12 protein-coding genes are annotated in these 12,500 nt (G+C 70.7%); 6 read left to right on the forward strand and 6 right to left on the reverse strand.

The window, feature by feature from the left end; translation table 11 throughout:
• Nucleotides 1-140: 140 nt before the first annotated feature.
• Both OG385_RS21210 and OG385_RS21215 read right to left on the reverse strand, forming a co-directional pair.
• Nucleotides 141-1,742 (reverse strand): hypothetical protein, encoded by a 1,602-nt coding sequence (locus OG385_RS21210; RefSeq protein ID WP_266856631.1) that lies wholly within the window; start codon nt 1,740-1,742, stop codon nt 141-143.
• Between the two features lie 232 nt (nt 1,743-1,974).
• Nucleotides 1,975-2,715, reverse strand: a complete 741-nt coding sequence (locus OG385_RS21215; RefSeq protein ID WP_266856633.1) for a class I SAM-dependent methyltransferase — start codon at nt 2,713-2,715, stop codon at nt 1,975-1,977.
• 238 nt (nt 2,716-2,953) lie between these two features.
• Here OG385_RS21215 and OG385_RS21220 point away from each other — a divergent pair, with 238 nt between their 5' ends.
• Complete coding sequence (locus tag OG385_RS21220; protein ID WP_266856635.1) at nt 2,954-3,715, forward strand: hypothetical protein; 762 nt, start codon at nt 2,954-2,956, stop codon at nt 3,713-3,715.
• Nucleotides 3,716-3,864: 149 nt separating this feature from the next.
• Nucleotides 3,865-4,830, forward strand: a complete 966-nt coding sequence (locus OG385_RS21225; protein WP_266856637.1) for an ATP-binding cassette domain-containing protein — start codon at nt 3,865-3,867, stop codon at nt 4,828-4,830.
• Between the two features lie 68 nt (nt 4,831-4,898).
• Here OG385_RS21225 and OG385_RS21230 read toward each other — a convergent pair whose 3' ends face one another.
• Nucleotides 4,899-6,116, reverse strand: a complete 1,218-nt coding sequence (locus OG385_RS21230) for an SGNH/GDSL hydrolase family protein (protein ID WP_266856639.1) — start codon at nt 6,114-6,116, stop codon at nt 4,899-4,901.
• 125 nt (nt 6,117-6,241) lie between these two features.
• On the opposite strand from OG385_RS21230, the gene OG385_RS21235 reads away from it, so the two are divergent.
• Nucleotides 6,242-7,582, forward strand: coding sequence for a DUF445 domain-containing protein (locus OG385_RS21235; protein WP_266856640.1), 1,341 nt, complete (start codon nt 6,242-6,244; stop codon nt 7,580-7,582).
• Between the two features lie 28 nt (nt 7,583-7,610).
• On the opposite strand, the gene OG385_RS21240 is transcribed toward OG385_RS21235, so the two are convergent.
• On the reverse strand, nt 7,611-7,910 hold the full coding sequence (locus OG385_RS21240; protein WP_266856642.1) for a hypothetical protein: 300 nt from the start codon (nt 7,908-7,910) through the stop codon (nt 7,611-7,613).
• A gap of 304 nt (nt 7,911-8,214) precedes the next feature.
• On the opposite strand from OG385_RS21240, the gene OG385_RS21245 reads away from it, so the two are divergent.
• Nucleotides 8,215-8,919: a DUF4232 domain-containing protein gene (locus tag OG385_RS21245; RefSeq protein WP_266856643.1), complete on the forward strand. Its 705-nt coding sequence runs from the start codon at nt 8,215-8,217 to the stop codon at nt 8,917-8,919.
• Here the strand turns inward: OG385_RS21245 and OG385_RS21250 are convergent.
• Nucleotides 8,897-9,457: a nuclear transport factor 2 family protein gene (locus tag OG385_RS21250; protein ID WP_323183819.1), complete on the reverse strand. Its 561-nt coding sequence runs from the start codon at nt 9,455-9,457 to the stop codon at nt 8,897-8,899. The two genes, OG385_RS21245 and OG385_RS21250, sit on opposite strands and share 23 nt — an antisense overlap.
• 158 nt (nt 9,458-9,615) lie before the next feature.
• On the opposite strand from OG385_RS21250, the gene OG385_RS21255 reads away from it, so the two are divergent.
• Nucleotides 9,616-9,780: a hypothetical protein gene (locus OG385_RS21255; RefSeq protein WP_266856644.1), complete on the forward strand. Its 165-nt coding sequence runs from the start codon at nt 9,616-9,618 to the stop codon at nt 9,778-9,780.
• Nucleotides 9,781-9,822: 42 nt separating this feature from the next.
• Here OG385_RS21255 and OG385_RS21260 read toward each other — a convergent pair whose 3' ends face one another.
• The gene (locus tag OG385_RS21260) at nt 9,823-10,449 is read right to left on the reverse strand and encodes a GNAT family N-acetyltransferase (protein WP_266856645.1); all 627 of its coding nucleotides are present in this window, start codon (nt 10,447-10,449) and stop codon (nt 9,823-9,825) included.
• 542 nt (nt 10,450-10,991) lie between these two features.
• Here OG385_RS21260 and OG385_RS21265 point away from each other — a divergent pair.
• Nucleotides 10,992-12,284 carry a lanthionine synthetase LanC family protein gene (locus tag OG385_RS21265; RefSeq protein ID WP_266856646.1) on the forward strand — a complete coding sequence of 431 codons (1,293 nt, stop codon included), beginning with the start codon at nt 10,992-10,994 and terminating at the stop codon, nt 12,282-12,284.
• Nucleotides 12,285-12,500 lie beyond the last annotated feature (216 nt).

Below are 12,500 nucleotides of genomic sequence, written 5' to 3' on the forward strand. Positions count from 1 at the left end.
CCCCGGAGCTTGCCGGTCATCAACGTGTCGTCGTGATCCTGTTGTTGGCCCCGTCCGGAATCGCGTACCACAACGGCGAGCCCTGGAACGGAGAGCAACAGCTTGATTCCCGGCAAGCCCTCGCATGCCCTCGCAAGCCCTCAGCTCGACGCGAGCTGGTTGGCGATCTCCTTCTGCCACTTCTCGGCATCGGCGGAGTCGTTCAGGGACTGCGTCCACTGCTCCGTCGTCATGTGCAGGTTTGCGGGGCCTGCCTTCAGCGCGACGAGCAGTTCCCGGGCCGAGGCACGATACTCCGGCGAGGTCTGCCGACCGGCGGAGGTCTCGGGGCCCGCGGCGAGACCGTAGAGGGTGCGCGCCATGGCATCGCGCTTGCTGTGCTCGGCCTTCTTCCAGAACTTCAGCGCTTCCTTGAGCGCGTCCTGGCGGGAGGCGGGCTCGGAGGCGGCCGGGCCACCCTCTTCCGTGGGCGGGGCCCAGCGGTCGGGGTGACGGGCGCCCTCGTAGCGCTTCTTGCCGGCGCGCCCGGCCTTGTACGCGGTGACCGAGAGCAGCAGCCCTGCCGCTGTTGCGGCCAGGCCCCAGCCGGCCGGGTTGGTCGCCAGCGCCCCCGTGGCAGCCGCTGCGATCGTCACCGCGCCGCCTGCCGACCTCGCGCCGTCTCCGACCGCGCCGACGCCCTGCTTCCAGAGCTTGTTGCGCTGCTTCGCCAGGGCGTAGTCCCGGGTGGTGTTGAGGACGTTGGTGTCCTCCGCGTTCTTGAGGTCCCCGGCGGCCTTCTCGATGGTCGAGAAGGCGCCACTGGCACGGTCCAGGGCGGCGCCCAGCCGGTCCGAGAGGCCGTCCTCGTCGCCGTCGTGGGCGCGCTCCAACGCGACATAGGCCTGCGCGAGCGCCCAGTGGCTCTCCACCTCCGCCTCGCGGAGCCGATTGAGCTCGGGGTCGTCCACCTTCGGGGGCACCTCGATCTTCTTGACGGCCCGGTACTTGCGCGTCGTCAGCCCGAACCGACGCGTCGCACGGACGCTCTTGACGCCCGCGACGGCGCCGATCACCCCGCCACCGGCCTCAGCGACACCCGCTGCCGTCACGACGGCCTCCGCGGCCAGGGAGTTCTTGGCGACGCCGATGACGTCGGAGCTGTAAGTAGCCAGGTTCTGGATCGCGTCGAGCGTCTTGGAGCGGAACTTCTTGTGTGGGGCGTGGGAGGAGGCGCCCGCCGGGTTCTCCTTGGATTCCTTGTACGCCTTGCGTGCGTCGATGACGTTGTTGACCGCCGTGACGCCGTCGGTGACGCCCATCTCGGCGCCGGCCGCGGCCGAGGACGCGCCGACCTGCTCCGACAGATGCGTGTCGGCGGCCTGGGACGCGTGCAGGTTCATCTCCGCGTTGGCCGGGACCAGGCCGCGCAGGACGAAGGTGTCGAGGACGTCGAGGTGCTTGTTGGCCCGCTCCAGCGCACTGGCGATCCGCTCCCGGATGTTCAGCCCGGTACGGGACGTCTTCGCCTGCGGCTTGCCCGTCGTCCCGTCACCGGCGGCCTTCGCCGCGCTGTCCTCCGCGAGACGCTGGACAACGGCGGACGCGGCCCTGTTGCCGGCGAGCGCCTGTATCGACCCCATCATCGGTCCGACGCCGTGAAGGTGGGGCGCCCCCGCCAGGTTCTCCGGGCCGCGTGAGACAGGCCGGGGCCGTCGAACGGCCGACTGCCGGGTGCGGTAGTCGAAAGCAGTGTTACCCACCGGTATCCTTCCGTGCTCGTGCTGTCGCCGGGTGCGTGGCAAGACGTGGCAAGACGGGGCCTCCGGCGGGTCCTTGCTTTCTTCACAGTATTGACTGCCTGCCGACTCCCGCGGAAGGGTTTCTCGTCTCACATCGGTTCTATAAGCCGGTTCGTGGCCGTCGGACCGCCGATCAGGCCGTGTGGCGCTGGTGCCGGTGCCGGCACGTCGGTGGTGGCAGCGTCATCCGTTCTCAGGCCGGCTTGCGCCACACGGAGATGTGCTTCGTGGAGTCCTGGGTGAACGGCGCCCCGTCCCAGTCCGCGACGCGACGATCCAGTTCGAGCCCGGCGATCCGTGCCATCAGGTCGAGCTCGGCCGGCCAGGCGTACCGGTGCCGGGAGGTGCCGCGACGGTAGCGGCCGTCGTCGCCGTCCCGGGTGAAGTGGTGTGAGACGAGCATCTGTTGGACCAGGTCGAAGGTGTCGAAGCCGAGATGCCGCTCAGAGACGTCGAACGGCACCGCGACCTGGCCGGGCGGCAGGAACCGCAGCGGTGGTACGCCCAGCTCGATGACGAACCGGCCGCCGGGCGCCAGATGACGTGCGGCGTTACGGAAGCACTCGACCTGCTCGTCCTGCGTGAGCAGGTTCGTGATGGTGTTGTAGACGAGATAGACCAGAGTGAACTCGCCGGGGACGACGGTGGTAGCCATGTCCCCGATCGTTACGGGGAGGGTGTTCTCGTCGATCTTGCGCCGGAGCACCGCTGCCATGTGCTCGGACAGTTCGATGCCCACTACCGGCACGCCGCGTTCCCGGAGCGGGACGCCCACTCGGCCGGTCCCGATGGCGAACTCCAGGGCCCGGCCATCTCCGGCGAGTTCGGCGAGGAAGGCGAGAGCCGGTCCGAGAACGGCGGCCGAAGACGTCTCGTTCTCCTGGGCGTCGTAGCGGTCGGCGGTCGCGCGGGTCCACAGTTCGCTGCTCGTCACGGGCGGCCACTTTGCCGGGTGTTGAGGGCGCTGTCGACGTATTTACCCCCATGCATTTACCTTCCGCGTAGTTACCTTCCACCGGCTCCGGCCACACAGTTCAGGGCGGGCCGGTAGGGACGTTCCGGGGGCACTCTCTGGAGCACCACACCCTGACGTGAGGTCAGGCGCGCCTCAGGGTAAGGCGGGGGGCTTCCCCCATGGTGGCCCGGCGGGACGCGGCGGCAGGCTGGGAAACATGCAGACCACTGTGAAGCGCCCCTCGACCGTCCGCCGCGGGGCCGCCGGGCTCGCCTTCGCCGCCGCCCTCGCGGCCATGGCCACCGGTGCGGCGAGCGCCCCCGCCGTCGCTGCCGACGCGCCTCCCGCCCCCGCGTACGACTTCAGCGACTGCCCGGACATCCCGGCGGGTGTCGAAGCGGCCGACTGGAAGTGCGAAGTCCTCACCGCCACCGGCTCGTTGACCCTCGGCAGTCGCAGCATTCCGGAGCTGGCGCCGATGACCATCACCCATGCCGAGGGCCCGCTGCCCGACGGGAGCGCCGGGCAGGTCTGGGGTGCCCTGCGCAGCGCACCGTCCGCTGTCCCCGGCGGGCTTTCCGGCCACGCCTCCAGCCGTAACCCGCTGCTCTCGCTGTCCCTCCGACCGGAGTACGGCGGCCGGTCCGACTTCTACTCCGTCGGGAACAGCCTGGGCCTGTTCACCCTGCGCTTCCGCGTCCTCAGCCCCCTGCTGGCGCACAGCTGCGTCATCGGCGCCGACAACCCCGTCGAACTGCACCTGAAGCGAGCCGGTGACTCCCAGTGGGTCTCGAAGAACCCTCCGGTCATCACGTTCGACGCGTACGACGACGCCTTCACCGTCCCTGCTGCCGACGGCTGCGGGCCGCTGGGCAGGCTCGTCAACGACCGGCTGGGCCTCTCGGCGGCGTCCGGGAACGCGATCACCTTGTCCGCGCAGTACACCTTCAAGACGTACGACCAGCTTCCGCCGCGCTGACGCCACCCGTTCCCGGCCGCCCGGCGCCCGGCGATATCCGCTCGCTGCGCGAGGGCGGCCGTTGGTACGCTCGCCGACTCATGGAATGGAAGTGAACGCAATGCGGCGCCGAAGCCACCTGACCTCCGGACCAGGGGAGTCGGCCTGCCATGGATGATGACTTCATCGAACTCGAAGCCCTGGAAAAGGTCTTCGACGTACGCCGCAAGTCCGGCTTCCTGCGCAGGGAGAAACACCAGGTCCGCGCCGTCGACGGCATCAGCTTCCGGGTACCCCGGGGCGAGATGGTCGGCTACATCGGTCCGAACGGCGCGGGCAAGTCCACCACCATCAAGATGCTCACCGGCATCCTCACCCCCAGCGCCGGACGCATCCGCGTCGCCGGCCTCGACCCCTCCCGCGAGCGGACGAAGCTCGCGCAGCGCATCGGTGTGGTCTTCGGCCAGCGCACCACCCTCTGGTGGGACCTGCCGCTGCGCGACTCGTACCGGCTGGCCCACCGGATGTACCGCATCCCCGACGACCGGTTCCGCGAGAACATGGACCGCTGTGTCGAACTGCTCGACCTCGCGGAGCTGCTGGAGGTCCCGGTACGACAGCTCTCGCTCGGCCAGCGGATGCGCGGCGACATCGCGGCGGCCCTGCTGCACGATCCGGAGGTCCTCTATCTGGACGAGCCGACGATCGGCCTCGATGTCATATCCAAGGCCAAGGTCCGCGGCTTCCTGCGGGACCTGAACGCCGAGCTCGGCACCACCGTCCTGCTCACCACGCACGACCTGACCGACATTGAGCAGCTCTGCAAGCGGGTGATGGTGATCGACCACGGCCGGCTGATGTACGACGGTGCGCTGGCGGGGCTGCACGAGGTGGGCGAGAGCGAGCGGACCCTGGTGGTGGATCTGGAGCAGGAGCTGCCGCCGATCGACATTCCGTCGGCCCGCACTGTCCGGGTGGAGGGGCCCCGGCAGTGGCTGGCGTTCCCGGCGTCGGCCTCGGCCGCCCCGCTCGTCGCGGCCGTCGCCGCCGCGTATCCGCTGGTCGACCTCGCGGTACGGGAGCCGGACATCGAGGCCGTCATCGCGAAGATGTACGCGGACCGGGACTTCCGGTAGCCGCCCGCCCGCGGGAAGGAGCTGCCCGCGGTGGGTGCTGTCGGTGGGACGCTGCCGGGGGCAGACCCTCAGGCGCTGGCAGGCGCGGACGTGGTCAGGGTGTCCAGGTCCACGGTCATCGCCATCCTGCGGTACCCGGCGTCGCTCGGGTGCAGGTGGTCGCCGGAGTCGTAGCCGGGCCGGAGCCTGCTCGGGGCGTACGGGTCGCGCAGGGCCTTGTCGAAGTCGACCACCGAGTCGTAGACACCGCCCGCCCTGATGGTCGCGTTGACCTGCTGGCGTACGGCCTCCAGCCGCGGAGTCACCCCGAGGTGGCCGCCGAACGGCATCAGCGTCGCTCCGACCACATGCAGCCCCCGCGCCCGCGCTTCCTGGGCCAGCTTGCGCAGCCCGTCGGTGATCTGCCGTGCGGTCACGTTGCGCGGCAGCCGCAGGACGTCGTTGATGCCGAGTTCGAAGACGACCGACTTCACACCGGAGCGCCCGAGCACATCACGGTCGAAGCGGTCGAGGCCGCTCTGCCCCTTGCCGGCGAGCAGGACGCGGTTGCCGCTGATGCCCTCGTTCAGTACCCCGTAGTGGCCGGCGAGCCGGGTGGCGAGTACGTCCGTCCAGCGCTGGTTGGTGTCCGCGGTGGAGGTGATGCCGTCGGTGATCGAGTCGCCGAAGACCACGACCGAGCCGCGGGCCTCGTGGGTGAGGACGTCCACGGCGGTGAGGTAGCGCCAGTAGGGCGTCTCGACGGTGTGGCCGCCGAGGCTGGCGTACGAGATCTGCCGGGCGTGCGGGTGGTACGTGACCGGGCCGCTCGGCGCCGGGGTGGTGAAGGAGACCGTCACATTGCCGTTGCTGGGGATCTGGATGCGGGCCGCGTCGCTGATGGTCTGGCCGCCGGCCGGGATCGTGACGTAGTGGCGCCCGTCGAACGTCACCGCCTGGATCGAGCCGTCGGCCGAGACGGACGCCTCGGTGATCTTCAGCGGCTGGGTGCCGAAGAGGTTGGAGAGGGTGATCCGGGTCAGCGAGCCGCCGATGCTGGTGTGCACGACGTTACGGATGGTGCTCCCGGGGAGGCCGTTCGGTGTACCGGGCTCGGGCCCGACGGGCGCCGCGGACCAGGTGCCCGTCCAGTTGCCGGACGCGGGCACCCCCGACGACACCCGCGACGGGGTTCCGGCGGAGACCGTGGTGGCCGGGGATTTCACCATGGCGAAGATGCCAACGGAAACGAGCGTCACCACTGCCGCAAGCGTGGCGAGCAGGGCGTAACCACGGCTCCTGGTCATGAGCGGTCGGTCTCCTCGGGAACTCGGCGTGCGTCCCAGGAGTAGCTGAGGCAGGGACAATACGCACGGGGGCGGTACAGGTGCAGGAACGGAAACGGGCGGAACGGGCGGAGCAGGCGGAGCTGATGGAACGTACTGGCAGGGAAACGGAAGTCGGAGCCGGACCTGGGACGGAAGGCGTCACAGGCACCGCGCCACTGGGCTCCGTTGCCTACAGCGCGGCCGATGAGGAGAAGCGCCGTGGGGTCCGCCGTATGAAGACGACGGCCACCGGACTTCTCCTTCTGGTCGCTCTCATTTTCGTACTCGCCACTTGGGCTTCGCACACCGGGGCAGGGTCGTGGGCCGGGTATGTCGCCGCGGCGGCTGAGGCGGGCATGGTGGGTGCGCTGGCCGACTGGTTCGCCGTGACGGCACTGTTCCGCCGGCCACTTGGCCTCCCCATCCCTCATACCGCAATCATCCCCAACAAGAAAGACCAGCTTGGGGAGTCACTTGGTTCCTTTGTTGGGGAAAATTTTCTGTCGGAATCTGTCGTACGGGCAAGATTGCGGGCCGTCGGCATCGGCGGACGGCTCGGATCCTGGCTCGCGGAACCGGAACACGCCGACCGGGTGACGGCGGAGCTGTCGACGGCGCTGCGCGGCGCGCTGACTGTGCTGCGCGACTCGGACGTCCAGGCGGTGGTCGGTGAGGCGATCACCCGCCGTGCGGAGGCCGCCGAGGTCGCACCCGGTCTCGGGAAGATGCTGGAGAAGGTCGTCGCCGACGGGGGCCACCGGCGGGTCGTCGACCTGGTCTGCATGCGGGCCCACGACTGGCTCACCGTCCATTCCGACTCGGTGATGGACGCGGTGCAGGGCGGGGCGCCGGGGTGGACGCCGCGGTTCGTCGACAAGAGGATCGGCGACCGCGTCTACAAGGAGCTGCTGCGCTTCATCACCGAGATGCGCGACATGCCCGAGCATCCGGCGCGCGGCGCCCTCGACCGCTTCCTGGCGGACTTCGCGTCCGACCTCCAGTCCGACACCGACACCCGGGCGCGGGTGGAGCGCCTCAAGTCGGAGCTGGTGGGCCGCTCGGAGGTGCAGGACGTCATCGCCTCGGCGTGGGCCTCGGTACGCACCATGATCATCTCGGCGGCGGAGGACGAGCAGAGCGAACTGCGGTTGCGGGCCCGCGCCTCGCTGCTGTCCCTGGGCGCCCGGCTGGCGACCGACGCCCGCCTCCAGCAGAAGCTGGAGGGGTGGCTGGAGGACGCGGCGGTGTACGTGGTGACGACGTACCGCGGCGAGATCACGTCCCTGATCTCGGACACGGTGGCGGGCTGGGACGGCGAGCAGACGTCCCGCAAGATCGAGGCACACATCGGCCGTGACCTGCAGTTCATCAGGATCAACGGCACGGTCGTCGGTGCGCTGGCCGGCCTGGCGATCTACGCGGTGTCGCACGCCCTGGGGGCGTAGCCCGCCGGCCTGCCCCAGGCGCAAGGCGCTAGGCGCGGCGGGCGACCACCGTCGAGGCCACGGCGACAGCACCGGCCACCGAGAACACGGCGGGCCAGGCGCCGATCTTCTTCGCGAGCGGGTGGGACCCGCCGAACGCGGCGAGGTAGACACCGGTGAGGGCGGCGGCCTTGGCCGTACCGGCCTCCTGCTGCCACTGCCGGGCGGCGACCGCACCGGCGGCGGCGAGCGCCACGCCCCCGAGGGGACGCTTCCTGGTCCAGCGGGCCACGGCGAAACCGCCGACGAGACCGGTGGCTGCTACGGCTGCTGCGGGAATCTTTGCCATGAGGACGAGGCTAATGGCGCGGATTCGGAGGCCGGTGGCGGGGTGGGGATCGGGGGTCGAGAGCCGAGAGCCGAGGGGAGGGGGGAGGGGGCGGGCACGGTCGGCGTACGTGTGGGTGCAGAAAGGGGGCGAGGACAGGCGGCCGGTCGAGCTGCGGCGGTGGGTGGATGGCTGTTACAGCTTCCGGACAATTTCCGTCCCGGGCTCCGTGAACTCCCCCTGGAGGGCACACATCTCACTTCCTGTAAGGCGCACTGGACACGGGGAGCGCCGGACGGAGATCCGGCGCCGGAGAAGAGGAACCATGACCGCCAAGCTCACTCGCGCAGTCCGTTGCACCGCCGCCGTGCTGGCGGTCATCGCGGTCGGCGCGGGCGCCACCGCGTGCGACTCGTCATCCGGGTCGACCTCTTCCAAGGCCGGCGGGTGGTCCGGCCTCCAGGGTGGGTCGCAGGAGAAGGCGCAGGCGGCCGGGGACAGCATGAAGAACGTGAAGAAGATGGCCGAGAAGGGCTCACGCACCGACGCGGTGAACCTCGCCTCCACCGCCTCCACCACGGGCGCGGAGAGCAAGCGCTGCCACACCGGCGAACTGACCTTCAACTGGGGCGGCCCGCACGGAGGAGCCCCGGACATGCAGGCCGACTACCAGCAGATGGCCACGGTCCGGCTCGCCAACAGCGGCAACCGCACCTGCACCCTGCACGGCTTCCCCGGCGTCCGCCTGATCAGCACGACCGGCGAGACCTGGGACCTGCCCCGCTCCTCGGACAAGCCCAGCACCATGACCCTGAGCCCCGGCGACGACACCTCCATGGTCTCCATGAACATCCTGCCGCTCCCCAACGCCATGAAGGGACCCAAGCCGTTCAAGGTGAGCCAGGTCCTGATCACGCCGCCCGACGAGACCACCCACGTCACCCTCAAGTGGCCCTACGGCGGTGCCGTCCTGGACCAGTCCGGAGCCACCCGCCCCGGCACCTTCGTCAACCCGATCGGCATCGACTGAACCCACGGCGCCACCACGCCACGGCGGCGGGGCGAGGCGTCAAGCTGTGCACTGACAGGCGGGCAGGGTCAGTTGGCCCGCGCCGCCGCCCACCCGCATGTCTCCGCGATGGCCGCCGTGTCCCAGTAGAACGGCCCCGGACCTTGCTGATCCGACCGCCCCGTACCGCGACCGTCTGAAGGATCGGAAAGGCGATCTCCCGGCCGGTGGCGCGGGAGCGCGCCTCGATGCGGTGGAGCACCACGAGGGTCTCGCCGGTGGCGAGGATCTCCTGCCCGGCCATCCGGAAGGACTCCCAAGTCCGGCTCATCGCACGGAAGAAGCGGGCCATGCCGTCGTGCCCGTGCCAGGTCCCGCCGTACGGAAGCCCGGCCGCCTGATGCAGTACGACATCGGGGGCGAAGAACGGCGCCAGGATGTCGAAGCCGACCGCGTCCGGGCCGCCGGCGGCGAGATAGCGGGCCTCGGCCGCGTACATGCTCTGGAGCACGGCCAGCGGTTCACGTGCGGCTGCTGTCGCTGATGGGGTCTCTGTCATGCACCCGAGCCTGGCGGCGGCGGGCGCGCGGTGCTGGCGGCCATCGGACGTCACGTCGGCCGGATGGCGATCATCCAGTTGCCGGGGGCCGCACCGGCCTCGTTGCTGCTCACCGGAATCGGCGGCGGCACCGCCCAGGCCTCCGGCCCGTGTCGGGCTTGGACGCCCCGCACGAACTCACCGTCGAACCGGGCCCGTACCGTCTGGGCGTCCGGTGCCGGGGCCGCTCGGCGGCCCGTGCCGCTGAACTCGAAGCGATCGAGGCGGGGACGCTGCCGCAAGGGGTGGAGCGCCGGCTGGCGCGGTTGTGGCCGGACCGGTAGGAGGTACCGGGGATTTCCCGGGTGGTTTCTGCCGGTCCGGAGCTACCGGGGCGCGTCCCGGGCCGGCGCGGCGACGGCACTGTACGTACGCCCACCCGCGACGAAGTCACCGAGCGGACACATGCCGAAACCGTCCACGTGGACGCGCCATGACGCCTGGTTCTCGGCCTCGATGAAGGCGACCACGGCATCGGCCCGGCCCCCGGCGGCCTCGACCGCCAGCTCGAACAGCCCCCTGGCCACGCCGCGCCCCCGGAAGGCGGCGTCGACCACGACCGGCCCGTACATCAGCCAGCGCGACGCGCTCAGCGGCTGACCCTGCCAGCGCAGGGAGTCCTGGGCGTCGAGCAGCGCGCGTACGGGCGGCGGCGGGCTGGACAGCCGCTCGGCCGAGGACAGAGCAAGAAGCCCCACTACGCGGCCGGCGCGACCGCGAGCATCCGGATCACCCGTGCTGTCCTGGCCGTCCGCGCCACCTTGTTCACCTGCGTCATCAGCGACGAGGAGACTTCCGTCCCGGACCATCGCACGCAGGGCGGCAGCGTCAAAGTTGCCCTGCACGAATCCCTGCTCGGAGCGTTGCTGCTCGGTGAGGGCATCGCGACGGTTGGCGGCGAAGAGCTCCGCCATGGCGGGCACATCGGCCTCAGTGGCATACCGGTACTGCATGGTGCCGATGCTCCCACGGCCGGAACCGCGACGAGAAAGAGGCGGCGACGTTTCACTGACGCGTCGGCCCGCCCCAGCACACTCAGCCGTTCGGTTGTTCCGGCGGCTCGGGCCGAGGCTCGGTCTGCGGATACGGGACGAACATGCTCAGGCGATAGGTGGTCGGCGGCTCCGCACGACCGGGACCGGGATCGGGGTCGGGGTCGGAGTTGGGACCGGGATCGGGGTCGGGGTCGGGACCGGGACCGGGATCGGAGTTGGGACCCGGTTGGGACCGCGCAGCGTGTCCACGCGAAGCATCGACGCATCAGTCAGCCCGAGCTCACTCCGGATCCGCGGCACCGAACTCTGCCATTCCGCCGCGTCCTGGGTCTCGAAAACGACTTCCCACCGCCCCGCTCCGGCACCCCGCAACGGGCCGCCCCGCTGCTGATTCCTCCGCTTACGCTGCTGTCCTGGCACGGGGCCAGCATGTCCTCCGGCCCGCCCGGCAGGCAAGAAAGCTCATTGTCGGCCCGGTACGGCCGTGGGACGCTGGGCCGATGATCACAGAGCTCACCGAGGGAGATCTGCCGGCTGCCGCCGAGGCCCTGGGCAGGGGAGGTCTGGACTGGCTCGTCGGCTCGGCGCGGGACACCGGAAACGGCCTGGCCTGGACGGAGACCACGACCGACGAGGAACTGGACCCCACCCTCTACAGCGGGACTGCCGGGATCGTGCTGGCGCTGCTCGAAGGCCGGGAGCACTTCGGCGACGACCGGTACGGCGATGCCGCAGCGCGGGGCGCACTGACCCTCGCGGCAGCCGCGGAGGAGTGGGACGTCAGCTCCCTGTACACGGGCCTGACCGGAATGGCCGTAGCCCTGCGCGCGGTGCACGGACTGCTGGGGGACACGGCCGCAGGCGCGGCCGCGGACCGGGCGATGGAGCGGGTGCGGTCCCGGTTCGACGGAACGCGCTGGGACGACAGATGGTTCGACCTGCTGATCGGCAACGCGGGCATCGCTCTGGGCGCACTGGCCGTGGGAGACGACGAGTTGGCCGTACGCGCGGTGACGCCCTACCTCCGTACCGCGGAACGGACAGCGGGCGGCGTGCAGTGGGAGTCGCTGTCCGGGGCACCGGCCCGATTCCACCATCTCTCGCACGGCACGCTGGGCATCGCGCACGCACTGGCCGCCGTGGGCCGGCAGGCCGGGCGCCCCGACCTGACCGAACTGGCAGTGGCCGGCGCCTCGGACGTGGCCGCCCGCAACGAGGCAGGCCCGGCGGGCTTCCTGGTCCCGCACTCCGACCCGCAGCACGTCCCGGACCGCATCGAGCGCTACAGCTACGGCTGGTGCCACGGCCCGACGGGCGACGCCCAGGCGTTCCGGCTGCTGGCGGCGACCCTCCAGGACCCGTCCTGGTCGGCACTGGCGGACGGGTGCTGGCACACGGTCACCCACTCCGGCCTCCCACAGCGGCTGCGCCCCGGCTTCTGGGACAACAACGGCCGGTGCTGCGGGACGGCAGGGGTACTGGCGCTGGCGTGCGACCGGCACGTCGAACACGCCGACGGCCTGGACTTCGCGAACATCCTCGTCACGGACCTCGCCTCCCGGGCGATCGAGGACACGGCGGGAGCGCGCTGGTCGAACCTCGAACACCGAGCCACCCCGAGCGAACTCACACCCCACACAGGCTGGGGCATGGGCAACGCCGGCATCGTCCGCGAACTGCTCCGCTATGCCCGGCTCACGACAGGCCAGCCGACGGAGTACGCCGTCGACTGGCCGGACCACCCGGCTGCGGATGCGGATCCTGCTTCGAGTGCGGGGCCCGGGCCGGCGTGAGCGGGGGCCCGGGGCACCGGGTCCCCGGTTTGCCGAGTCCCTGGAGAAGAGCGTGGGCACGACAGCGACCGGCAACTGAGCTGCCCATTTGGTGAGGGGCCCGTGCCACACGGGATCCAAGGATCCGACCCAGGACGCCCGATGTGACGGTAGGGCAGCGACCGTTCGGCCTCTTGTCGAGTCGGTCAGCCCTTCTCGGTGCGCCGTGCCTCCGTG

Source organism: Streptomyces sp. NBC_01306 (assembly GCF_026340465.1).
In the GTDB taxonomy this organism is placed as follows: Bacteria; Actinomycetota; Actinomycetes; order Streptomycetales; family Streptomycetaceae; genus Streptomyces.